20 protein-coding genes are annotated in these 22,551 nt (G+C 70.1%); 11 read left to right on the top strand and 9 right to left on the bottom strand.

The features are described 5' to 3' along the window. Window positions 1-318: 318 nt before the first annotated feature. From ACGF7Y_RS01690 to ACGF7Y_RS01680, 3 genes are all read left to right on the top strand, one after another. On the top strand, window positions 319-1,419 hold the full coding sequence (locus ACGF7Y_RS01690; protein ID WP_393228247.1) for a cytochrome P450: 1,101 nt from the start codon (window positions 319-321) through the stop codon (window positions 1,417-1,419). A gap of 179 nt (window positions 1,420-1,598) precedes the next feature. Then, window positions 1,599-2,147 carry a cysteine dioxygenase gene (locus tag ACGF7Y_RS01685; protein WP_393228245.1) on the top strand — a complete coding sequence of 183 codons (549 nt, stop codon included), beginning with the start codon at window positions 1,599-1,601 and terminating at the stop codon, window positions 2,145-2,147. After that, window positions 2,144-2,542, top strand: coding sequence for a rhodanese-like domain-containing protein (locus tag ACGF7Y_RS01680; RefSeq protein WP_062969921.1), 399 nt, complete (start codon window positions 2,144-2,146; stop codon window positions 2,540-2,542). The genes ACGF7Y_RS01685 and ACGF7Y_RS01680 overlap by 4 nt, the downstream gene beginning before the upstream one ends. A gap of 43 nt (window positions 2,543-2,585) precedes the next feature. Here ACGF7Y_RS01680 and ACGF7Y_RS01675 read toward each other — a convergent pair whose 3' ends face one another. From ACGF7Y_RS01675 to ACGF7Y_RS01665, 3 genes are all read right to left on the bottom strand, one after another. Further along, window positions 2,586-5,051, bottom strand: a complete 2,466-nt coding sequence (locus tag ACGF7Y_RS01675; RefSeq protein WP_393228243.1) for a protein kinase — start codon at window positions 5,049-5,051, stop codon at window positions 2,586-2,588. Window positions 5,052-5,121: 70 nt separating this feature from the next. Then, the gene (locus tag ACGF7Y_RS01670) at window positions 5,122-5,775 is read right to left on the bottom strand and encodes a response regulator (protein ID WP_393230854.1); all 654 of its coding nucleotides are present in this window, start codon (window positions 5,773-5,775) and stop codon (window positions 5,122-5,124) included. A gap of 199 nt (window positions 5,776-5,974) precedes the next feature. After that, window positions 5,975-7,288: a sensor histidine kinase gene (locus ACGF7Y_RS01665; protein WP_393228242.1), complete on the bottom strand. Its 1,314-nt coding sequence runs from the start codon at window positions 7,286-7,288 to the stop codon at window positions 5,975-5,977. A gap of 158 nt (window positions 7,289-7,446) precedes the next feature. On the opposite strand from ACGF7Y_RS01665, the gene ACGF7Y_RS01660 reads away from it, so the two are divergent. From ACGF7Y_RS01660 to ACGF7Y_RS01650, 3 genes are all read left to right on the top strand, one after another. After that, on the top strand, window positions 7,447-7,755 hold the full coding sequence (locus ACGF7Y_RS01660) for a hypothetical protein (protein ID WP_062969959.1): 309 nt from the start codon (window positions 7,447-7,449) through the stop codon (window positions 7,753-7,755). 51 nt (window positions 7,756-7,806) lie between these two features. Continuing rightward, complete coding sequence (locus ACGF7Y_RS01655) at window positions 7,807-8,514, top strand: ABC transporter ATP-binding protein (protein WP_393228239.1); 708 nt, start codon at window positions 7,807-7,809, stop codon at window positions 8,512-8,514. A 145-nt stretch (window positions 8,515-8,659) separates the two neighbouring features. Further along, on the top strand, window positions 8,660-11,152 hold the full coding sequence (locus tag ACGF7Y_RS01650) for an FtsX-like permease family protein (protein ID WP_393228238.1): 2,493 nt from the start codon (window positions 8,660-8,662) through the stop codon (window positions 11,150-11,152). Between the two features lie 4 nt (window positions 11,153-11,156). Here the strand turns inward: ACGF7Y_RS01650 and ACGF7Y_RS01645 are convergent, their stop codons facing one another. Beyond that, complete coding sequence (locus ACGF7Y_RS01645) at window positions 11,157-12,944, bottom strand: protein kinase (RefSeq protein ID WP_393228236.1); 1,788 nt, start codon at window positions 12,942-12,944, stop codon at window positions 11,157-11,159. A 267-nt stretch (window positions 12,945-13,211) separates the two neighbouring features. Between ACGF7Y_RS01645 and ACGF7Y_RS01640 the strand changes: the two genes are divergently transcribed. Then, complete coding sequence (locus ACGF7Y_RS01640; RefSeq protein ID WP_393228234.1) at window positions 13,212-14,114, top strand: hypothetical protein; 903 nt, start codon at window positions 13,212-13,214, stop codon at window positions 14,112-14,114. Between the two features lie 6 nt (window positions 14,115-14,120). Here ACGF7Y_RS01640 and ACGF7Y_RS01635 read toward each other — a convergent pair whose 3' ends face one another. Both ACGF7Y_RS01635 and ACGF7Y_RS01630 read right to left on the bottom strand, forming a co-directional pair. Continuing rightward, window positions 14,121-14,786: a response regulator gene (locus ACGF7Y_RS01635; protein ID WP_393228232.1), complete on the bottom strand. Its 666-nt coding sequence runs from the start codon at window positions 14,784-14,786 to the stop codon at window positions 14,121-14,123. A 103-nt stretch (window positions 14,787-14,889) separates the two neighbouring features. Beyond that, window positions 14,890-16,122 (bottom strand): sensor histidine kinase, encoded by a 1,233-nt coding sequence (locus ACGF7Y_RS01630; protein WP_393228230.1) that lies wholly within the window; start codon window positions 16,120-16,122, stop codon window positions 14,890-14,892. Window positions 16,123-16,289: 167 nt separating this feature from the next. Here ACGF7Y_RS01630 and ACGF7Y_RS01625 point away from each other — a divergent pair, with 167 nt between their 5' ends. The 3 genes from ACGF7Y_RS01625 to ACGF7Y_RS01615 are packed head-to-tail and all read left to right on the top strand — an operon-like array spanning window position 16,290 to window position 18,968. Then, the gene (locus ACGF7Y_RS01625) at window positions 16,290-17,078 is read left to right on the top strand and encodes a hypothetical protein (RefSeq protein ID WP_393228228.1); all 789 of its coding nucleotides are present in this window, start codon (window positions 16,290-16,292) and stop codon (window positions 17,076-17,078) included. Next, window positions 17,075-18,466 carry an alpha/beta-hydrolase family protein gene (locus ACGF7Y_RS01620; protein ID WP_393228226.1) on the top strand — a complete coding sequence of 464 codons (1,392 nt, stop codon included), beginning with the start codon at window positions 17,075-17,077 and terminating at the stop codon, window positions 18,464-18,466. The genes ACGF7Y_RS01625 and ACGF7Y_RS01620 overlap by 4 nt, the downstream gene beginning before the upstream one ends. Before the next feature lie 55 nt (window positions 18,467-18,521). Further along, window positions 18,522-18,968 carry an SRPBCC family protein gene (locus ACGF7Y_RS01615; protein ID WP_393228224.1) on the top strand — a complete coding sequence of 149 codons (447 nt, stop codon included), beginning with the start codon at window positions 18,522-18,524 and terminating at the stop codon, window positions 18,966-18,968. Window positions 18,969-19,023: 55 nt separating this feature from the next. On the opposite strand, the gene ACGF7Y_RS01610 is transcribed toward ACGF7Y_RS01615, so the two are convergent. Continuing rightward, a complete protein-coding gene (locus ACGF7Y_RS01610) occupies window positions 19,024-19,611 on the bottom strand; it encodes a TetR/AcrR family transcriptional regulator (protein ID WP_393228222.1) in 588 nt (195 codons plus the stop codon). 108 nt (window positions 19,612-19,719) lie between these two features. On the opposite strand from ACGF7Y_RS01610, the gene ACGF7Y_RS01605 reads away from it, so the two are divergent. After that, a complete protein-coding gene (locus ACGF7Y_RS01605) occupies window positions 19,720-20,610 on the top strand; it encodes an SDR family NAD(P)-dependent oxidoreductase (RefSeq protein ID WP_393228220.1) in 891 nt (296 codons plus the stop codon). Window positions 20,611-20,677: 67 nt separating this feature from the next. Here the strand turns inward: ACGF7Y_RS01605 and gatA are convergent, their stop codons facing one another. After that, a complete protein-coding gene (gatA, locus tag ACGF7Y_RS01600) occupies window positions 20,678-22,201 on the bottom strand; it encodes an Asp-tRNA(Asn)/Glu-tRNA(Gln) amidotransferase subunit GatA (protein ID WP_393228218.1) in 1,524 nt (507 codons plus the stop codon). Then, window positions 22,198-22,497, bottom strand: coding sequence for an Asp-tRNA(Asn)/Glu-tRNA(Gln) amidotransferase subunit GatC (gatC, locus tag ACGF7Y_RS01595; RefSeq protein ID WP_040868555.1), 300 nt, complete (start codon window positions 22,495-22,497; stop codon window positions 22,198-22,200). The genes gatA and gatC overlap by 4 nt, the downstream gene beginning before the upstream one ends. Window positions 22,498-22,551: the final 54 nt, after the last annotated feature.

The following is a 22,551-nucleotide window of genomic DNA, read 5'->3' as shown; positions in this document are numbered from 1 at the left end:
CGGATCGAGCGGCTCAAACCACCCCGCCACCGGGCGGGAACTGCTTACGATCCCGTAGCACATCGCGAAACATGCACCTGCTCGGCGCGTAGCCGACCCGCGTGACAGCACGCGTCGGTGAAGCGCCTTCCCCTGGAGTCATCACCTTTGTCCACGCCACAGTCCCCACAATCCGCCTCCGAGAGCACGAAAAGCTGCCCCGTACAGCACGGTTCGCCACTCGATTCCGACGGGCCCCGGTTCCCGCTGTATACGGAGGCATTCGCCGCCGATCCCCATCGCGCCTACCGGGAGATGCGCCACCGATACGGCTCGCTCGTGCCGATCGAACTTGCGCCGAACGTGCCCGCCACGTTGGTGATCGGCTATTACACCGCGTTGCGAATCCTCAACGACCCCGTGCATTTTCCCGCGGACCCGCGGACTTGGCAGCAGGACATTCCCGCGGGTTGCCCGATCCTGCCGATGATGGAGTGGCGACCGAACGCGTTGCGCAGCACCGGATTCGAGCACCAGCGCTATCGGCAGGTGAATGTCGCGAGTATCGGCGAAGTGGATTTACACGCGTTGCATTCGACGACCGAGCAGATCGCGGGCCCGCTGATCAATGCCTTCTGCCAGGACGGCGCTGCGGACCTGATCAGCCAGTACGCGTTTCCGCTGACGTTCGCGGTGCTCAACTCGGTGCTCGGCTGCCCGCCGGAGATCGGGCAGCAAGTCGCGACGGGCATGGCCGCCATCTTCGAAGGCGTCAACGCGGACAAGGGCAACGCGATGCTCGCCGACGCGCTGTACGACCTGGTGCAGATGAAGCGGAGCAGTCCGGCCGACGACATCACCTCGCGATTGCTGCGCCACCCCGCCGGGCTCGACGACATGGAGATGATCCACCAGCTGGTCACCCTGTACGGGGCGGGCATCGAACCCCAGCAGAACCTGATCGCCAACACTTTGCGATTGATGCTCACCGACCGCCGGTTCGCGGGCGGGATATTCGGCGGCAGTCTTTCCACCCGCGACGCGCTCGACGAGGTGCTGTTCGACGACCCGCCGGGGGCCAACTACTGCTTCAGCTACCCGAAGCAACCGATCCTGATCGACGACGTCTGGTTGCCCGCGCACCAGCCGGTCGTGATCAGCATGGCCGGTTGCAACCACGACCCGGCGATCCACACCGGCGAGTACACCGACAGCCGTGCGCACCTCGCCTGGGGAGCCGGACCGCACGCCTGCCCCGCCCGATCGATGGCCTACCTGATCGCGCAGGACGCCATCGACCAGCTCCTCGACGCGCTGCCCGAGATACGGCTCGCGGTCCCGGCAGAGGAGCTGACCTGGCGACCGGGTCCGTTCCACCGGGCCCTCGTGTCGTTGCCCGTCGTGTTCCCCGAATCCCCGCCGATGCCCGCGTTCGGGTAGCGAACCGCGCTCGCCGGGCGCCGCGGCGGCCGGCCCCCGGGCCGTACGACCGCGCCCTCACCGCGATCGATCGAATTTTGTTCGCGCTGATCGTGATTGGTGTCAAACGCACCGCGACGGCGCAGAATCCACGCGGCAGCCGCGAAGCGCTCATCCGACCGATCCCGTCAGGAGCACATGTGACCACTTCCCTTCCGGTGAACCTCAAGCACGCGCGTGACATCCATCCCGACATCGACGTGCCGCTGGTTCGAGACGCCATCCACCCGGAGCGGGCGCTGTGGTCGGCTGCGGAACTACACCGGCTGACCAGCCTGGTGGCCGCCGAATTGGCGACGCCGCTGCTGGACATCGTGCGATTCGATGCCGATCAGCGCTGGTGGACCCGCCTGGCCTTGACCATGGGCGTCGAGTTGTGGCTGCTGTCCTGGGCGCCGGGACAGGGCACCGAACCGCACGACCACGGCGGCGCCTCCGGTGCGTTCACCATGACCGTGGGGGAACTCAGCGAGGAGTATCTGCATCTCGGCGGTTCGATCCGGAAGGCGGAACGGCGAGCGGGCGACACGGTCGGCTTCGGCCCCGATCGAGCGCACCAGCTGCGCAACGACAAGCTGTGGCCGGCCGCGTCGGTCCACGCGTACTCGCCGCCGCTCCGACCGGTCCGCGAATACCGTACGCTGGTTGACTTCGCAGGAACGTCGGTGAGCGGAGTGGGAGCACGATGAGTACAGGCGCCGAGGACATGGTCGCGCGCGCCAGGGCGCGACTGGAGCGGGTGACACCGGAGCAGGCCGCCGCGGTGCAGTCCCGGGGTGGACTGATCGTGGACATCCGGCCGCACGCGAACCGGATCGCCGAGGGCGAGATACCCGGTGCGGTGGTGGTCGAACGGATCGTCCTGGAGTGGCGCTTGGATCCCAACGGCGATCACCGGCTACCGAGCCTCACCTCGGACACTCCCGTGGTGATCGTGTGCAACGAGGGCTACGCCTCGAGTCTCGCGGCGGCCGACGGGTTGCGCCTCGGGCTGCGGCGGGTGACCGACCTCGTGGGCGGTTTCCGGGCGTGGAAGGCGGCGGGCCTGCCGGTGGTCGCGGGCGGAACCCCGGCCGTGCCCTAGCCGGTCCCCCATTCCGGGCGACACGGCATCATTCGGGCAGCCGTCAGTAGACGTAGACGACCGCGTTCTCCCCGCCGCTGCAAGTGACGAGCGGCCCCTCGGGCAGGCAGTTCATGGTGTAGGACCGGCCGGTGACCGGACTGGTCGCGACGACCGTGCGCGGTGCGTCGCGAGTCGCGTTCTGCGCCGCACCGTTCGCGGCATAGGCGCTGCGCACCGCTTCCGCGAACGCGCAACTGGTCACCGGGGTACCCGTCGCCGACTGGGTGAACGTCCCGGAGGCGGCTTGCCCCTGGCCGCACGGTTTCGCGCCGGGAGGCAGCGTCACCGGAGTCGTCTTCGCCGAGGTGGACGTCGCGGGCGAGGACGACGTGCGGGTCGGCGCCTGGGTGCTGGGCCGCGCGGCAGGCGCGGGCGCCTCGGAAAGGGCGGCGGCGGAGGTCGGCTCGACCTCGCCGGAGCCGAACGACTGCCAGGCGATCGCGCCGCCGACGGTCAGCGCGACGATGGCGAAGACGGCCACCATGATGGGCAGCGCTATCGAGCGACCCGCACGCGACGAGGAGTAATCGGACTCGTCGTAATCGTCGTAGCCGTACTCCGGCTCGTCGCGGCCCACCGGATGGCCGGTGCGCGCGGGGTAGTCACCGGGCGGCGGATAGTCGGTACGCGCCGCGTAGCCGTCCTGCCCTGCCGGTTCCAGATACTGGGTCGGCGCCGCGTCCGGTGCGGGAAGATAACCGGACGTGCCCTGCGGGGCGACGGAGCCGGGTCCTAGACCCGGAGAGGGCGTGGTCTCCGGGTAGTTCTCGACTCCCGGATGCGGCCCCTCGGCGAAGGCGTAACCAGGCGCCTGGGAGTATGCCTGCGGCGGCACATCGGAGTACGCCCGAACCTCGGTCGGTGCCGCATAGCTTCGCGTGGCAGCCGGATCGGCCTGCGCGAAGTCATCCGCCTGTGCCGCGTACGGCTGTGACGGCACATCGGAATACGCCTGCACCTCGGTCGGTGCCGCATAGCTTCGCGTGACAGCCGGATCGACCTGCGCGAAGTCATCCGCCTGTGCCGCGTACGGCTGCGGCGGCACATCGGAATACGCCCGAATTGCAGTCGGTTCCGCGAATCTCCGCATGGCATCGAACTCGGCCTGCGCGTGGTCCGCCTGTCCCGCGTACGGCTGCGGGCGCACATCGGAATACGCCCGATCGCCAGTCGGTTCCGCATAACTTCGCGTGGCGTCGGGATCGGCCTGCGCGAAGCCCTCCGGCTGTCCCGGGTAGGCCTGCCCAGGATCGAAGTAGTCCTGTGCGGCCGGATCGGCGAAATTCTGCGGATGCACCTGCGTCGGCGGGGCCGGATGCTCCGGTGCCTGCGGGTATCCCGCGGATTCCAGATATGCCTGGGTTTCCGGGTAAAGGTGCGCGTCCGGGAAGGGGCGCATCGGAGGCAATTCCACCTCCGGCGTCAACGGCGCTCGCGGCCCCGAGGGGGGCGGGCTCGTTTCCGCGGGCGGAAGCGGCGTGAACTGGAATTCCGCCGGCCGGATCACCGTCGGCGCGCTCGGATGGATCACCGCGGGAAGCGAGAGTTCGCCCGTCGATTCCGGCGCGGCCGCCGCACCGGGGCGCTGGGACCGGTCGGGTGCCCGCACCACCAGCATCGGACCGGTGGCGGGCGCCGAGGTGAGCGCGGCGCGCGCCGCCCTGGCCAACGCGGTCGCGGTCGGGAAGCGGTCGGCCGGGTCCTTGGCCATACCGCGGCTCACCACCTCGTCCAACGCGGCGGGAATGCCGGCGACCTGTGCGCTCGGCCGCGGCGGCGGATCGGACATGTGCGACTTGATCAGCACGTTCATGCTGGCCGACGGGAACGGCGTCGCTCCGGTCAGGCATTCGTGCAGCACGCAGGCCAGCGAGTAGACGTCGGCGCGGCCGGTCACCGGTCCGACGTCGAAGCGTTCCGGGGCCATGTAGATATAGGAGCCGACCGCCATGCCGACCAAGGTCACCGCGCTGTCGCCCTCGGTGTGCGCGATGCCGAAATCGGCGAGATACGCGAAATCCGCGTCGGTGACCAGAATGTTCGCCGGTTTCACGTCGCGGTGCACCAGATTGCTCGCGTGCGCGGCGTCCAGGGCGGAGGCGATCTGCTCGATGATGCCGACGGCGCGGGCGGGGCTCAGCGCGCCCTGACCGCGCAACATGGTGCGCAGGTCGGCGCCCCGGACCAGCCGCATGTCGATGAACAGCACGCCGTCGATCACGCCCCAGTCGTGGATCGGGATGACATGCGGTTCGGCCAGCCGGGCGGCGGCCTGCGATTCGCGCCGGAAACGCAACTGGTACATCGGGTCTTTGGCGAGTTCTTCCGACAGCAGCTTGACCGCGACCGCGCGGTCCTTGACCGTGTCGTATGCCTCGTAGACCTCCCCCATTCCCCCCTTGCCCAGCAGCGACCGCAGTTCGTACGGCCCGAAACGCGTGCCGGTTCTCGGCCCAGGTTCCTGCACCCGTCATCCTCCGCATCCCGGGCGGGGATCGCACACCGAGATCACGCGGTACGCGACCGGAGCCCACCCGTCACAGAGTGGATTCTCCGGGTGTCACCACCCCGTGGTCAAACGCGAACACGATCGCCGCGGCGCGATCCCGGAGTTCGAGCTTTCCGAAGATATGTCCCACATGACTTTTCACGGTCACTTCCGAGATGCCGAGCTCGCGAGCGATCTCCGCGTTCACCCGGCCGCGCCCGATCAGTTCGAGCACCTCGTACTCGCGGGCGGTCAGGTCGGACAGGCGGGCATCGGTGTCGGTGCGCACCGGGCGCACCGTGCGATAGGCCGACAGCACGCGGCCGGTCACCGCGGGGTCGAGCCAGGCTCCGCCGCCCGCGACCATCCGCACCGCGCGGATGAGGTCCTCGGCGGGCGAGTCCTTCAGGATGAATCCGGCCGCGCCCGCGCGCAGCGCCCCGGACAGCAGCTGATCGTCGTCGAAGGTGGTGAGCACGAGAACCGGCGGAGCACCGTCGCGCGCCCGCAGCATCCTGGTCGCGTCGATGCCGCCGACCCGTTTCATCCGCAGGTCCATCAGCACCACGTCGGGGCGGGCCTGGGCCACGGCGGCCGGGACCTCGTCGCCGTCGGCGCACTCGCTGACCACGAATCCGTCCCGCCTGCGCAGGATTCGCCGCAGCCCGCCGCGCACGAGTTCCTGGTCGTCCACCACCAGCACCGTCACGGCATCTTCGCCACTCGCGGGCGAGGTCAGGCTCACGACCGAACCTCGCCGACGCCCGGCTCTTCCGTGCGCGACGGCACACCGCATCCTCGGCTCACCCGCCGACGCTCACGCACAACCACCTCACCCACGCCCCGCTCGACCGTGCGCGACGACGACACGCCGCATTCCCGGACCACTCGCCGACGCTCGCTCACGAACCCTCCCGTCCGTTCGTCGTCGACCCGGGCAGCACCGGACACGACGGTTCGCCCCGGCCGGGCGCGAGCGGAATACCGGCGCGCACCGACCAGCCGCGGTCCGACGGGCCGGCGGTCATGCGGCCGCCGAGCACTTCGGCGCGCTGGCGCATGCCGGAAAGCCCCATGCCCGCGCCGCGGTGGCCGGGCAGTCCGCCGGGCACCGTGTTGTCCACCGTGAGGGTCACCATCGTCGCGTCCACCGCGAGCAGGACTCTGGCGGACGCGCCGTGCGCGTGCTTGACGACGTTCGCCAGCGACTCCTGGCAGATCCGGTACAGCGCGAGCCCGACCGCGGGCGACACCGCGCCCACATCGCCGTCGCGGTCGTAACGCAGGTCCAGGCCCGCCCGCACGAAATCGCCGACCAAGTCCTCGATGTCCTCCACGCCCGGTTCCGGGACCTGCTTCCAAGGTCGCGCGTCGAGCAGGCCCACGGTGCGGCGGATGTCGGCCATCGCCTGCCGTCCGAGCCGCTCGGCATCGGTCAGCGCTTCCACGGCTTCGTCCACGTCGCGGTCGGTCTGCAACGCGTGCCGGGCTGCGGTGAGATGCAGCAGCGTGACGCTCAGCGAGTGCGCGATCACGTCGTGCACTTCCCTGGCGATCCGGTGGCGCTCCTCGTCGGCGGCCTGCGCCGCGCGGATGTCCTGGTAGCCGCGTTCCTGGTAGAGGAAGCGGCGCTGATATTGCAGCATCAGCCCGGCCATCCAGCCGAACGCGATGCCGACCAGGTAGGTGGGCAACCCCTCCGGGACGTGGCCGATCGCGTCGAAGGCGACCAGTTGCAGCATCATCGCGACCGTGACCGGGATGCTCACCCGTTTCGGCGCGATCGCCGCGATCTCCCCCGCGGCGGCCACCAGGACGAACGGAGCGAAGTCGGCCGCGACCGGTTGGGCGAGGAACAGCGCCTCGGCCGCCATGGCCAGCACGCCGAGCAGCAGCGGGCGCGGCAGCACGCCGAGCAACGCGTGCAACGGACCGAAGGCACAGGTCAACAGGACCGCGATGATCGGGAGCGGGGTCGGGAAGTAGCTGTGCCGCTGCACCGCCGCCGCGACCGCCACGGCGAAGACCGCGATATCGACGCTGACGATGACCGACGGCGGATAGTCGTAGGGCAGCTCCTCGACGCTGCGCCGGAACGCCGCGATCGGATCGCGCGCGAACTCGGCGCACCGCTCCCGGACACGCCGCATCGAGGCCCGCGCGCGGCCCGCGCGAGGGGCACCGGGCGGTGCTTCGGCTACGCCGGTCGAACCCATTCTGTAAGGCTAGCCGCCGCATCCGGGCCGGTACATCGTCCCGCGAGCGGGCCGACGCTCCTACCGTGGGCGGAGACATATTCGGGTCCCTGGCACGACGACAACAAGACCCTCGCGTCCGTAGCGTGGGCGAGAGTTCACAGAGGAAGGCGATGGCCATGTCCTGGACGGATCAGCACGCTCGAACCGACATCGTGCACACGGTGCTCACCCGCGCGGCGCTCGACCCGGCCGATCCCGACCTGTTCGAGGGGTTCGATGACCTGGATCGGCTGTTCGGTGGCGCGGAGGGGCTCCTGCTCACGCTGCGCTACCGGTGGAACCTGCATTTCGCCGCGAAACTCGACCAAGGGCTGACGGCGATGGAGGCCTATCTGGAACTGTCGGCCGAGCAGCCGGTGCTGCGCGCGGTGCTCGACGCGCAGTATCGTCGCCGCAAACTCGCGTCGGAGGCCATGGCGCGGTAACGCGCGATGAGGAACGAAGAATTGATCGACCGTACGGAGCGGGGGACAACGATGCCGGAACCGGCGATGCTGGAACTATCGGGAGTGACGAAGGAGTATCGGGTCGGCGGCCAGGCGGTCCGTGCGCTCGACGACGTCGGATTGCGTATCGAGACGGGGGAATTCACCTCGATCATCGGGCCCTCCGGTTCCGGCAAGAGCACTCTGTTGCATTTGCTCGGCGCGCTGGACAGTCCCGACGCGGGCTCGATCCGGTTCCGGGGCGAGGAGATCGGCGCGCTGGACGAGGAACAGCAGTCGGCATTCCGGCGCCACCAGGTCGGTTTCGTGTTCCAGTTCTTCAATTTGCTGCCCACACTCTCGGCGTGGGAGAACGTGGCGATACCGAAATTGCTGGACGGCACGGGTTTGCGCAAGGCCAAGCCGCGCGCTCTGGAATTGCTCGACCGGGTCGGGCTCGCCGAGCGGGCCGAACACCGTCCCGCCGAATTGTCCGGCGGGCAGATGCAGCGAGTGGCGGTGGCGCGGGCGCTGATCATGGACCCGCCGCTGATCCTGGCCGACGAGCCCACCGGCAACCTCGACTCCAAGACCGGCGCCGCCATCCTCGAATTGCTCGGTGAGATCGCCGGAGCCGGCAGTTCGGTGGTGATGGTGACCCACGACATGGGCGCGGTGACCTACTGCGACCGGGTGATCACGCTGCGCGACGGCCGGATCGGGTCCAACGACAAGGTCGCGCGGACGGTCAACGCATGAGCGGTCAGGGCCGGAGGCGGCAGCGAAGCGTGACCACGAAGGACCCCGCTCAGGCGACAAACGAACACCGCATGAGCGGTCAGGGCCGCAGACGGCAGCGAAGCGTGACCACGAAGGACCCCGCTCAGGCGAGGGAGGTCACCGCGTGATCGGCGCGGCGTGGGATCGTCTGCGGCTGTTCAATATCGGCGAACTGCTCGCCCATCGCGGCCGCACCCTGATGTCGCTGATCGTGATGGGCGTCTCGGCGTCGCTGCTGGTCGCGGTGCTGAGCATCTCCGGCTCGGTCACCGGTTCGGTGGACAAGCTGACCCGCGGCCTGGGCGGCAAGGCGCAGCTGGAGGTCAGCGGTATCACCGACGCGGGCTTCGACCAGCAACTGCTGCGCCGGATCGCGACCACACCCGGCGTCGCGGTGGCGGTGCCGATGCTGCGGACGCAGATCGGCACCGGCGCCGACCGCGCGCTGCTGATCGGCGCCGATTCGAATATCGGCGCGCTGGGCAGCGAATTGACCACGCCGATGAGCGCTTTCACGGGAAAGCTGCTCTCGGTGCCCAACGGGGTCCTGGTGGGCACGGGAGTGGGCCGCGCCGAGGGCGAGCAGTTCACGCTGGGCGGTACGACGGTCACCGTCGCGGGCGTCCTCGATGAGAAGACTTCCGACAAGCTCAACGGCGGTCACCTCATCGCCGCTCCGCTCGGGCTCGCGCAGAAGGTCACCGATCGCGCGGGACGGCTGGATTCCGTGCAGATCATTCCCGCCGAGGGGGCCGACCTCGCGCAGGTGCGCGCGGCGCTCACCGAGGCGGTGGACGGCCGCGCGGTGGTGGCCGAGCCGAGTCTGCGCACCGCGCAGGCGGGCGGGGCGATTCAAATGGTCCGCTACTCCACCACCATGGCGTCGGCCGCCGCGCTGATCGTCTCGGCGTTCCTCATCTACAACGCGATGAGCATGGCGATCGCCCAGCGCAGACCGATGCTCTCGCTGTTGCGCGCGATCGGCGGCAAACGCGGACCGATGGTGCGCGATCTGCTGGCCGAGGCCGCGCTGCTCGGCGTGCTGGGCGGCGCGGTCGGCGCGGCGTTGGGCGTGTTCATGGGCAGCGTCGCGATCGGCACGCTGCCCACCGCGATCGTGCAGTCGGTGGAGGCGCGTACCGAATACTCGGTGCCCTGGTATGTGATTCCGTTCGCCGTCGTGGCCTGTGTGTTCACCAGTGTGCTCGCGGCGTCGCTGGCCGCGCGGCAGGTGTACAAGGTCCAGCCCATCGAGGCGCTGGCACCGGTCGGGGCCGGGCGGACCGATACGGCGAGCCCACTGCTGCGCTGGCTGGCCGTCGTGGCAGGCGGCGGCCTGGCCGGGGCCGCGGTGCTGATCGCGAGCAGCGATCTCGGCCGCTATTCGCTCACCGCCATCTCGATCTCGTTCATCGCCGCGATCCTGCTCTGTTTCGCCGCCACCGGCCCGATCGTGCGGGCCGCCGCGGGAATCGCGCGCTGGTTCCGCGCTCCCGGCGCACTGGGCGCGACCACCCTGGAACGCGCGCCGCGGCGGGTATGGGCCACGGCGATGACGGTGATGATCGGCGTCGGGGCCACCGTCGGCATGAGCGGCGCATCGAGCAACATGATCGACTCGGCCACGGTCACTTTCACGGATCTGGCGCGCAACGACGTCTATATCAGCCCCGCCTCGATGGCGCAGTTCCCCACCGGGCCGCTGCTGCCCGCGGATCTGCGGGACAAGCTCGCTGAGGTGCCCGGCGTCGCGCACCTCAGCCCGGCCCAGATGGCCTTCGCCACCCTCGGCGGAACTCGCGTGATGCTGCAAGGTTTTCCGCCGGATGCGCGCGAGACCCGGATGCGCATGCTCACCGACGATTCGGTCGCCCGGCTGTCGGCCGGAGAGGGCGTCGCGATCTCCCGTGACGTGGCGCGCTCGCTGGACGTCGGTGTGGGCGCGGAACTCACCCTCCCGACGCCCACCGGCCCGCACACGGTGCGGGTGCTGCAGGTGATCCCGTATTTCTCCGCCATCGCGGGCGTGGTGATGATGGACCTGAACCTGCTACGCACCTGGTACGAGCGGCCCGGCGAGACGGTGATCGCCGCCGACATCGCGCCCGGCGCCGATCGCGCGGCGGTGCTCGCGGCGATCCGGCAGGTGGTGCCGCCGGAGCTGAACGTGGACACCGGCGCGGACACCGTGGTTGCCGCGTCGTCGAGCATCGAGCAGGGCATGGCGATGAGCAACGCCATCCTGTGGATCGTGGTGCTCGTGGCCACGGTGGCATTGCTCAACACGTTGATGCTCTCGGTGCTGGAGCGCCGCAGGGAACTCGGCGTGTTGCGCGCCATGGGCACCGGGCGCAAATTCCTGATGCGTTCGGTGCTGGCCGAGGCCGCCGGGATCGGGATCGTCGGCGCGGTGCTGGGTCTGGCGCTCGGCGCGGCGGTGCAGTTCCTGGGCACGGTCGCCATCGGGCACGCCCTGACCATCGACGTCGCCTACCGGCCGAGCCCGATGCTGCTGGTCTACGGCATGATCGCGCTGGCGCTGGCGCTGCTCGGGTCGATCCCGCCCGCGTTGCGCGCGGCCCGGCTGCCCATCGTGGAGGCGCTCGCGGTCGACTGAGCGTTCACAGCGGCAGGTCGGCGAACCACGTCTTGAACTTCGCCGCGGTGATGCCGAAGCCGGAGCCCGGGTTGCTGTCGGTGAGGGTCACCGTGGCGAACAGCAGGTAGCTCGACCGGGCCGGATCGTCGTCGAAGTCGACGACGAGGTAGCCGTCCGGAAACCCGCTGGTCTTCTCCTGCCAGCGGTAGGTCGAATAGGACTTGCCGCCGTTGCGTTCGGTCGCCGCCGTGTTCGACGGCAGGTCCCGCACCGCGGCCTGAGCGTCCTGCGGCGACTTGAAGCCGATGAGGACGTAATCGGGGTCGGCGATCGGCGTGCCCCAGCAGTTCCAGGCCCTCGCCCAGTTCGGGAAGTCGGGTACGCCGTTGGCACTGGACACCTTGCCGCCCGGTTTGGCGGTGCCGAGGAAACAGGTCTTACCGCCATACCCCGGGCCGGAGCCGATGTCGTATTTCGTGTCGACACCCTGGGGTAGCAGCTCGGGAAACGCCTTGGCGAGCTTGTCCGCGTCGGAGGGGCCCGCTGGCGTCTTGGTGCCGAGGTCCAGCGGCGAGGCGGAATCCGAGAATCCCACCTTCGCGACGATGATGCCGGCCCCGACCAACAGCGCCACGATCACCACAACGATCGTCACGATCAGGCCGGTGTTGGAGCGCCCTTGCGACGGATAACCGGGCGGCTGGTGCGACGGGTAACCGATCGGTGGCGGGGCGGAATGTGGCGGCGCCACGGGATAACTCGGCTGCGGAGCTGCCGCGGCATAGCCGTTGGACGCCGGGAACTGCTGTCCGCCGGTCGGATTCGGGTGGTACTGCGGCGGCGCGGTGTAGCTCGGGGAGGAGGCCGTGGGGACGTAGGTCGGCGGACTCGCCTCCGGCCCGGGGTACGCCGGTTGCGCTAGGACGGTGGGCGCGGGTTGCGGCTGGTACTGCGCGGCCACCACCGTCGGAGCGGGTTCGGTGAGCGCGCGCCGTGCGGCGGAGGCGAATTCGACGCAGGAGGCGAATCGGTCGTCGGGCCGCTTCGCCATGGCCCTCGCGATCACCGCGTCGAGCGCGGGTGACAGACCGGCGCGCCGTGCCGCGACGGAGGGCGGCGGCAACTGGAGGTGTCCGCGAATGATGTCGGCCGGGGCGGGAGCGTCGAACGGGGCGATGCCGGTCAGCAACCAATACAGCGCGCAGGCCAGCGAGTACTGATCGGAGCGGTGGTCCAGGTGCGCACCGGTCATCTGCTCGGGCGAGGCGTAGGCGAGCGTCGCGGTGAACATGCCGGTCTGAGTCAGGTGGGTGGAATCCTCGCGCAGCCGGGCGATGCCGAAATCGGTGAGGAAGACCCGCTCGCCCTGGCCGCCCACCGCGCGCGCCAGCATGATGTTCGCGGGCTTGACGTCACGGTGCAGCACACCCATCCCGTGCGCGTAATCCAGCGCGGACGCGACGCCCTCGATGATCTGCACGGCCCGCTCCGGCGGCAGGCTCTGCGGGTTCACCGTCGCCGCGTCGACCCCGTCGACGTACTGCATGGAGATCCACAGCTGTTCGTCCTCGGTGCCGCGGTCGTACACCGCGACGATGTTCGGATGGTCCAGCTGCGCCGCCAGGTCCGCCTCCCGCTCGAACCGGGCCCGGACCTCCGCGTCGGTGAACAACTCCCGGTTGAGCAGTTTGAGCGCGGTCTGCCGTGGCAGCCTGGGGTGTCTGGCGAGATACACCGATCCCATGCCGCCCTGGCCGAGCAGCCTCTCTATGGTGAACCCGGCGAACACCGCACCGCTGTTGAGCAACACGCCCCCTTCAGGTGACCGCGGCGGCCGGACGGCACGTCCGGGCGCTTTCATACCGATCCTGGAGCCTACCGGGTGACGCCGTGGCCACGGAGTTTCGAATTCTTCGGGAAGATCGGCAAAACTATTGTCGAGACATCGCGCCGTCGACGCCGCCGCGCGCCGCGGCGATGTCTCTCGTCCGGTCACCGGCCGGACGAGCCCGATGAGCTATTTTGCACCGCCGATTTACAGTGTGACCGCGTCACCGGTGGTGGGGAGGACTCGGTGGTGAGGTCGACGAGATCCGCTTCGACGTGTCGTGCGGCGCTACGCGCCGGAGCGATGGTGGTGCTGCTCACGCTGACCTCGTGCACTCTGTTCCCCGTCGATCGGGCCGCCACCGAGACACCCGCCGTGGTCGTCGACACGGCGGGAGCCTGGCGGCCGAACCTCGCGGTGTCGGTGCCGGACTCGCTGGCCGCCGACTTCACCCACTTGCAGCCGCAGCTGGGCGGACAGGTCGGCATGGCGATCATGCCCGTGGGTGGTGGCCGGATGACCGTCTACGGCGACTGGATCAGCGGCATCGCGTGGTCGACCATCAAGGTGCCGCTCGCGATCGCGGCGCTGCGGCACGACTCCCAAGAAGAGATCCGGCAGGAGGTGGAGGCCGCCATCACCTGGTCGGACAACGACGCCGCCGAGGCGCTGTGGCAATCGCTCGGTGACGGGCTGGCAGCGGCCAAGGCGGTCCAGGACGTGATCGACGAGGCGGGCGACGCCACCACCGGGGTGGCGGGCCCACGCACCACCCTGGACTACAACTCCTTCGGCGGCACCGAATGGACGCTGGCCAACCAGGCCCGTTTCGCCTCCCGGCTGCCCTGCCTGCCCGAGGCGTTCCACGTCACCGAGCTGATGACGGAGATCACCCCCGAGCAGGCGTGGGGGCTGGGCGTCTTGGAGGGCACGGCCTTCAAGGGCGGCTGGGGCCCCGACGACGTGACCGGCGTCTACACCGTCCGCCAGTTCGGGCTGGTCCCGGTGCGGTCCGGCATGATCGCCGTTGCCATGGCGGCGACGGCCGATTCCGGCAGCTTCGACGACTCCACCACCATCCTGAGCCGGATGGCGCGGATGCTCGGTCGTCATCTGGGCGAGTTGCGCGGCGGGTCCTGCCCGCCGCTGTGATCCGGCTCAGCCCGGGGTGACCAGGCCGGTCTCGTAGGCCAGGACCACCGCTTGCGCCCGGTCCCGCAGGTTCAGTTTCGAGAAGACCTTGGAGACATGGGTCTTCACGGTCTGCTCGGCCACGAACAGGGCTTCGGCGATCTCGGAGTTCGACATGCCTTTCGCGATCAGTTCCAGCACTTCCCGCTCGCGGGGAGTCAGCGCGGACAGTTGCGGCGCAGGCTTGGCGCGGGCCGCGCCGCGGCGGCGGGTGACGTCGGCGATGAGCCTGCGGGTGACCGTGGGCGCGAGCAACGCCTGACCGTCGGCGACCACGCGCACCGCGCGCACCAGCTCCTCGGCGGGCGCGTCCTTGAGCAGGAACCCGCTGGCGCCGAGACCGAGCGCCTCGTAGACGTAGTCGTCGATGTCGAAGGTGGTGAGCATCAGCACGCGCACCGGCGGCTCGAATCCCGCGGCCAGGATGGCGCGGGCGGCGTCCAGCCCGTTCATCTCCGGCATGCGCACGTCCATCAGCACGACATCCGGGCGCAGCCGCTTCGCCTCGGCCACCGCGGCCTTCCCGTCGGCCGCGTCGCCCACCACACTGATATCCGGCTGCGCCGCGAGCAACGCCCCGAACCCCTGCCGGACCATCGCCTGGTCGTCGGCGATCAACACCGTAATTGCCACCCGCTCACCCTAATTGCCTTGGGCCTCCGCCCGCCGAGCCCGTTCCTGTGTGCCGAGGCGAGGGCACACGACTACTTCGCCCGGCGCGGCAGCAGATCGACACTCAGCGACCTGATTCGCCGTGCGCGGATACGACGACATCGACAGCGGCGGCAGTGGCGTCCGGCGCGGTGAGCGGGAAGCGCGCGTGGACTGTGAAACCACCGTCCGCCCGCGGCGCCGCCGTCACCTCACCGCCGACTGCCAGGGCTCGCGCCTGCATGCCCGCGATGCCGTGGCCGCCGTTGCCGACCGGCCGGGCGGGCGTCGCTCCCGGCCCGTTCTCGACGTCGAGCAGCAGTTCCGCCCCGTGGGTGATGCGCACCTGCACCGGGGCGCCCGGGGCGTGCCGGGAAGCGTTGGACAGCGATTCCTGCACGACGCGATAGAGGGCGAGGCCGGTGGTCTCCGCGATCGCCTCCAGCGCGCCGTCGACGGTCCACTCGATGTGGACGCCCGCGCGTCGCGCGCCCTCGAACAGGGCGATCACGTCGGCCGCCTTGGGCTGGGGCGCGTGTTCCGGCAGCTGACCGTCGCTGCGCAGAACACCGAGCATGCCGCGGATCTCGTTGAGCGCTTCCCGGGCCGTGGCGCCGATGGACTCGAACTCGGCGCGCGCGTCCGGGGTGACGCCCTCGACCCGGTACGGCGCGGTCTGCGCCTGCACCACCACCAGGGACATGTGGTGGGCCACGACGTCGTGCAGATCGCGGGCGATGCGAGCCTTCTCCTCCAGGATGGCCCGGCGGGCCCGCTCGAGCTCGTTGGCCTCCTCCTGGCGCACCAGCTGCCGCCGCGACAGCGCCAGCCAGCGGATGAGCAGGCCGAACAGCACCAGTGCGGCCAGCGCGATCGGCCAGCCCCAGGCGGCGTTCGCGAAAGCCTCCCCTTCGCCGGGCATGGTGGTCGCGAACAGCAGGGCCGTCGCCGCCCACGTCACCGCCGCGATCTGCCCCGGGGCGCGCACCGCCACCGCGAGCAGCAGTACCAGCAGGCACAGCACGTGGACGACCTGGAACGGCAGGTCGTTGTTGGGTTGATGCGGAATCGCCAGCGCGATCACCAGCGCGGAGGCCGCCGAGATCGACCAGCCCAGCGCCGGGTTGATCCGTACCAGCAGCACCGGGAACGCGGCGAGCGCGGCGATGAACGGTTGCGCCGCGGTGGGGACGGCGTGGGTCAGGTGCAGGGTCGGCCAAGCCACCGAGTACCAGATCAGCGCGACCAGTACTGTGCCGAGGTCGAACCAGGTCCGCGCGTCCAGCCGTCGCGTCCAGGCGCGACTTTCTCCGTTCATGCCTACGACACTAGGAACTCGCAGTTCACCGCGGCCTCATACCCACGGGTGATTTCCGGCCCGCTACCCCGGTGGGAGACCGTGCGGCCGCTCCCCCGGCGGCACGGCACGGGAAACGTCCCCGGGCGTGAGGCGGCCGCCGGAAGCGATTCCCTAACGTCGTCGCCATGAGCACACCGACCAGCGCCGGGCGCGAGACCCGGTCCGCATCGGCCGCAGGAGCCCGAATCCATTCCGCCGCAATTTCATCCGTCACCGCGCAGACGCGACGCTACGCGGCGCTCACCGCGTCGGCGTTGACCACCGTGGCGGCGACGGCGTTTCTCGCCCCCGCTCCGCACGCCGCCGCGGCGGCCGCGCCGATCGAGAGCGCGCAGGCCGGCGCCGCTGTCGCCGAACTGGCCGCGGGCGGCCCCGACGCGCTCACCGCGATCCCGGCGGATTTCGTCACGTCGTTCGGTTACCGGCCGAGCACGATGGACGGCCTGCTGGTCAATCCGGGCGGCGACTGCTCTTCCCCGGTGACGCTGCCCGCGGAATTCGACACCGCGTGCAAGGCCCATGACCTCGGCTACGACCTGTTGCGCTATGCCGACCGGCGCGGCGAACCGCTGGGCCCGTGGGCGCGGCAAGCCTTGGACGCGACGCTGGACCGGCAGATGCACCAGGCCTGTGCCGCCCGAGTCGACTCGTTCTCCCGCGCCCGCTGCGATGCGATGGCATCGATCGCGAACACCGCCGTCGATCTGAACTCGCGCAGGCAGGACTACGGCGCGCCCGTAGTCGAGCCCCTGCTCGGCGCGGCGGATGCGGATTCGACGACGAGTTGGCAGGTACTGGGCGCGCTCGGCGCCGGAATCGCCGGGCTGACGGCGGTTCTCGTGCTGCGCGACCGGCGGCGAGGCCCCGTACCCGCGGCGGCCCTGTCGTACGCCACGGGCGCGGTACAGCCATGACCTGGTCCGTCCTGGAGTTCTCGAATCGCCGCACATGGCTCGCCGCCGGGGTCCGCCGGGTCACGCCGCCGCGGATCGGCACGACGCTCGGCATCGGGACCGGTGTCCTGGCCTCGCTGGCACCCGGACTGCTTCCTCGCACGCCGAGCGCGCAAGCCGTACTGACGGGGCTCCTCGCGGCGCTCGCTCTCGGCGTGGCGGGTGTATTGCGGATCACCCTGCGGCGCTGCGGATTCGACATCGACGATCGCCAGGCGTTGGCCCGACTGCCGCTGCTGATCGCGACGGCCGCGCTGGTGGTGGGCGCGACGGCGAACGCAGGGCACTGGCAGAACCGGCTTCGCGCCGCGATGAACACCCCGCCGATCGGCACGGACTACTGGGTGCGGTGCGCGCTCGGCGCCGCGTTGATCATCGGATTGTTCGCCTGCGCCACCCGCTCGATCGCCTGGGCGGCGCGGAAACTGGGTTGGGCGCGGGGCGTCTCGCTGGCCGCCGTCGTCGCGGTTCTGCTGTATCTCGTCGGCGTACCCGCGATGGTCGGATGGCGGGAGTCGGTGTACGCGCGGGCCAACGCCGAGCTGGATCCCGCTCTGATACACCCGGTTTCGTACTCCGGGTCCGGTGGCGCCGAATCCGCGGTGAGCTGGACGTCGCTGGGCGCCGAGGGGCGGAAGTTCGTCAGCGATCCGCCGGTTCGAGCCGTGCGGGTCTACATCGGGGTGGCCTCGGCGCCCGACCTGGACACTCGCGTCGCGCTGGCGATCGGGGAGTTGGAGCGCTCGGGCGGCTTCACGCGCTCCCACCTGGTCGTCACGGTACCCACCGGCTCGGGCTGGATCGACGCGAACGCCGTGGCGGGGTTCGATCAGCGCTTCGACGGCGACGTGGCGCTGGTCGGGTTGCAGTACTCCTATCTCCCGAGCTGGGCGACGTTCGTGTTCGGCCGAGACGCGGCCGTCACCGCCGCACGCACGCTGTTCACCGCCGTGGAACGCCATATCCAGGGACTGGCACACCCGCCGAAGCTGTACCTGTACGGGCAGAGCCTGGGGGCCCTCGGCGGCGATGCCGTCTTCTCCTCCGACGCCGAGCAGGACGGCCGGACCTGCGCGGCGCTATGGGCGGGACCTCCCGCCAACCGCGTCCACCGTGGCGGCGCGACAGTGCTGGCGAACAGCTCCGACCCGGTGATCCACTGGTCGCTCGCGCAGCTGTGGCGCGCGCCCGACCTCACCGGGGCCCGCGTCGACGCCCCGGTTCCGCAGTGGCTTCCGGTGATCAGCTTCGCGCAGACGACCGCCGATCTGCTGGGCGCGTTACACGCTCCGCCGGGCCACGGCCACCGCTACGGCGCCGATCAGGGCACCGCCATGGGTTCCTGCTGAGCCGTTCGGCGCGGCGCCCACACGGGACCGTCATAGAACATGTTCTAATTTCCGCATGGCCTTCGTCATCGATCTCGCCGCCGACATCGACGCCCCCGCCGAACTGGTGTGGCAGGTGATCACCGACTTCCCCCGCTACGGCGAGTGGAATCCCTTCGTCACCGAGTGCCGCAGTTCACTGGTGCCCGGCGAGCCGATCGACATGCTCGTCCGGGTCTCCGGGTCGAGCCCGCGCAAGCAGCGGGAATGGATTCGTTCGCACACGCCGGGCCGGGAACTCAGCTACTCGATGAAACCGGTGCCTCCCGGCGCGCTGCACAGCCTGCGCTCGCACACAGTGACGGCACTCCCGGACGGTCGCACGCGCTACGAGTCGCACTTCGAAATCGGCGGATGGCTGCATCCCGTAGTCGTCGCACTGCTCGGCAAGAACCTGCGGCGCGGCTTCGAGGGTATGACCGACGGCGTCCAGAAGCAGGCCGAATCGCTGCGGGCCTCCTGAGCGCGATCGGCCGGAAGGCGTCGAAGCGAACTCACGAGCGGCCCGCCGAGCGGCTTCACCCGCGCAGATAGGCCAGTGCCGCATCGAGCGCGGCGTCGGCGTAGGCCTCGGTGAGCCCGCCGAGCCCCAACGACCACCGCATCTGCGTCGGACCGAGCAGCAGATCGACGGCAAGCTCGAGATCCAGGCCCGCGCGCAGGTCCCCGGCGGCGACGGCGGCGGCCAACCGGTCGGCCACAGCGGCGCGCTGGGGCAACAGCAGGCGATCGCGATAGGCGGCGGCCAATTCGGCATCCTGCTGGATCTCGATGTACATCGCGCGGAGGAAGGATTCGAACCCGGGATCGGTCAGCGCGACGACCGAACCGCGCAGCAGCGGGCGCAGGTCCGCGGCGATGTCGCCGGTGTCGGATAGCGCGAGACCCATTGGGCCCGAGTCGGATTCGAGCATGGCGTCGAAAACGACAGCACCCTTCGACGGCCACCAGCGGTAGATCGTCTGCTTGCCGACCCCCGCGCGGGCCGCGATCGCCTCGATGCTCAACTTCGCGTAGGACACCTCGCGGATCAGCTGGGCTGTCGCGGCGAGTATCGCCGCACGGGCGCGCTCGCTGCGGCGCGCGGCAGTGGGGGTGTCGGGCATGCCGCCACGGTAACAGATAACGAGACGAAACGTCTCGTCTTGACAAGCGGGGCCCGCCTTGACACGGTATCCAACGAGACGGAGCGTCTCGTGACGAAAGGATCTCCCGTGACCAGAACCTGGTTCATCACCGGCGCCAGCCGGGGACTCGGCCGCGCATTCACCACGGCCGCTCTCGCGCAGGGCGATCGCGTCGTCGCGACCGCGCGGAATACGGACTCCCTCGCGGAGCTCGCCGACCCCCGCCTCACCGTGCTGCCCCTGGACGTTCGCGACCGCGAGAGCGTCCTGGCCACCGTGGGCGAAGCGTTCGCGGCGATGGGCACGATCGATGTGATCGTGAACAACGCGGGCTACGGCCTGGTCGGCGCCGTCGAGGAACTGACCGAAGCGCAGATCCGCGAGCAGATGGACACCAATTTCTTCGGAGCCCTCTGGGTTTCCCAAGCCGCCGTGCCGCACCTACGGGCGCAGGGCTCCGGCCACATCGTGCAGATCTCCACCGTCGGCGCCGTGGGCAGCCTGCCCCTGTTCGGCCTCTACAACGCGAGCAAGTGGGCCCTGGAGGGATTCAGCGCCGCGCTCGCCGACGAAGTGCGGCCTTTCGGCATCCGGGTCACGCTCGCACAGCTGGGCGGCTTCGACACCGAGTGGGCCAAGTCGAGCATGCGGTTCGCCTCGGCGATCCCCGCCTACGCGCAGCTGCGCACCGCCGTCCTCGGCATGCCGGATTATCCGGCACCGTCCCAGGGCAGCGCGGACCTGCCGGAGGCGAACGAACCGGTATCTCCCACAGCGGAATCCGCACCGGAAGATGGATCCGAATGGACCGAAGCTCCGCCCGAAGTCGGCGCGGCAGGCCTGATCGCATTGGTGGACATGCCGAATCCCCCGCTACGCAAGATCATCGGGCCCGGCGCACATCACATGGTCACGCTCGCATTGGATCAACGCCGCCGCGACTACGCCGAAGACCCCGAATTCATCTGGCCCGCATAGCGATCTCGCGGAGCCGCTCGGTTACCGCACAACCCGTGCGGGGATCGAGCGGCTCCCGCGAAGAACGTCAGGCGATCGGGCCGCGGGCGGCCTCGTAGGCCGCGCCCACCCGGTAGAGGCGGTCGTCGGCGAGGGCGGGCGCCATGATCTGGAGGCCGACGGGCATGCCGTCGTCCTTGCTCAGACCGGAGGGAACCGACATCGCGGGATGGCCCGCCAGGTTGGTCGGCAGCGTGCACAGGTCCGACAGGTACATGGCCAGCGGATCGTCGACCTTCTCGCCCAGCTTCCACGGAGTGAACGGGCTGGTCGGCGAGACGAGCACGTCGACCTGCTCGTAGGCCTGGTCGAAGTCGCGGGCGATGAGGGTGCGCACCTTGAGCGCCTGGCCGTAGTAGGCGTCGTAGTAGCCCGCCGACAGCGCGTAGGTGCCGATCATGATGCGCCGCTTGACCTCCGGGCCGAACCCGGCCGCGCGCGTGGCCGCCATGACCTGCTCGGCGCTGTGCTGCCCGTCGTCGGCGACGCGCAGGCCGTAGCGCATGGCGTCGAACCGCGCGAGATTGGACGACACCTCCGACGGCATCACCAGGTAGTAGGACGACAGTGCGTACTCGAAGTGCGGGCAGGACACTTCGACCACCTCGGCGCCGAGATCCTTCAGCACCGCGACGGCGGCGTCGAAGGAGGCGAGCACGCCGGGCTGGTAGCTGTCGGAGTGCAGTTCTTTCACCACACCGACCTTGACGCCGCGCAGATCGCCCTGCGCTCCGGCGCGGGCGGCGGCCACCACCGGCGGCACCGGCACGTCGCGCGAGGTGGAATCGCGCGGGTCGTATCCGGCGATCACCTCGTGCAGCAGCGCGGTGTCCAGCACCGTCCGGCCGCACGGGCCGCCCTGGTCCAGCGACGACGCGCACGCGACCAGGCCGAATCGCGACACCGTGCCGTAGGTCGGCTTGGTGCCGACGGTGGCGGTGACGGCCGCGGGCTGGCGGATCGACCCGCCGGTGTCGGTGCCGATGGCCAGCGGCGCCTGGTTCGAGGCCAGCGCCGCCGCGGAGCCGCCGCCCGAACCGCCGGGGATGCGGGTGGTGTCCCATGGGTTGCGGGTCGGGCCGTAGGCGGAGTTCTCGGTGGAGGAGCCCATGGCGAACTCGTCCATGTTGGTCTTGCCGAGGATCGGGATGCCCGCCTCGCGCAGCCGCCTGGTGACCGTCGCGTCGTAGGGCGAGACCCAGCCCTCGAGGATCTTCGACGCACAGGTGGTCGGCATGTCCGTGGTGGTGAACACGTCCTTGAGCGCCAAGGGAACTCCGGCCAGCGGCGAGGCGGGCGCGGCGCCCGAACCGATCGCGGCGTCCACCGCGGCCGCGGCCTCGAGCGCCTGCTCCTCCGCGACGTGCAGGAAGGCGTGGTACTCGCCGTCGACCTCGGCGATCCGGTCCAGGTGCGCTCGGGTGACCTCCACCGACGACAGCTCGCGGCCGTGGATCTTGTCGGCCAGCTCGGCCGCGGACAGCGTGGTCAGGTCGGACCCACCCGTCTCCCGGCCGCCACCCATGGAGTCGGGATGCGATGCTGCGTTCATTCGCCCTCTCCCAGGATTTGCGGCACCATGAACCGCTGCTCTTCCACCGCGGGCGCGCCGGACAGCGCCTCGCGCGGGGTCAGGCCGGGCACCACCTCGTCGGGCCGGGTCACGTTGGTCGCCGGGTTCGGCGACGCCGTGGCCGGGACGTCGGCGGCGGTGACCTCGGAGATGGTCCGCACGTGGCTCAGGATCGAATCCAGCTGTCCGGCGAACTGATCCAGTTCGGCATCGGACAGCGCGAGCCGGGACAGCCGGGCGAGGTGTGCGACCTCGTCGCGGGAGATGGCGGGCACCGCGGGACCCCTTTCGGCTTCGGTATCAACTATCGACTGTGCTCAACCCACACA

Origin of the sequence: Nocardia sp. NPDC047654, assembly GCF_043205035.1 — a bacterium.
Taxonomy (GTDB): domain Bacteria; phylum Actinomycetota; class Actinomycetes; order Mycobacteriales; family Mycobacteriaceae; genus Nocardia.
The sequence above is the reverse complement of the archived record's forward strand: the minus strand, read 5'-3'. Positions and strand labels throughout refer to the sequence as shown.

Bases quoted from the DNA above. Each gene is read 5' to 3' on its own strand.
- ACGF7Y_RS01680 (WP_062969921.1), top strand. From the start codon at position 2,144: ATGAGTACAGGCGCCGAGGACATGGTCGCGCGCGCCAGGGCGCGACTG.
- ACGF7Y_RS01665 (WP_393228242.1), bottom strand. From the start codon at position 7,288: ATGGGTTCGACCGGCGTAGCCGAAGCACCGCCCGGTGCCCCTCGCGCG.
- ACGF7Y_RS01660 (WP_062969959.1), top strand. From the start codon at position 7,447: ATGTCCTGGACGGATCAGCACGCTCGAACCGACATCGTGCACACGGTG.
- ACGF7Y_RS01655 (WP_393228239.1), top strand. From the start codon at position 7,807: ATGCCGGAACCGGCGATGCTGGAACTATCGGGAGTGACGAAGGAGTAT.
- ACGF7Y_RS01630 (WP_393228230.1), bottom strand. From the start codon at position 16,122: ATGAACGGAGAAAGTCGCGCCTGGACGCGACGGCTGGACGCGCGGACC.
- ACGF7Y_RS01625 (WP_393228228.1), top strand. From the start codon at position 16,290: ATGAGCACACCGACCAGCGCCGGGCGCGAGACCCGGTCCGCATCGGCC.
- ACGF7Y_RS01620 (WP_393228226.1), top strand. From the start codon at position 17,075: ATGACCTGGTCCGTCCTGGAGTTCTCGAATCGCCGCACATGGCTCGCC.
- ACGF7Y_RS01615 (WP_393228224.1), top strand. From the start codon at position 18,522: ATGGCCTTCGTCATCGATCTCGCCGCCGACATCGACGCCCCCGCCGAA.
- ACGF7Y_RS01610 (WP_393228222.1), bottom strand. From the start codon at position 19,611: ATGCCCGACACCCCCACTGCCGCGCGCCGCAGCGAGCGCGCCCGTGCG.
- gatA (WP_393228218.1), bottom strand. From the start codon at position 22,201: ATGAACGCAGCATCGCATCCCGACTCCATGGGTGGCGGCCGGGAGACG.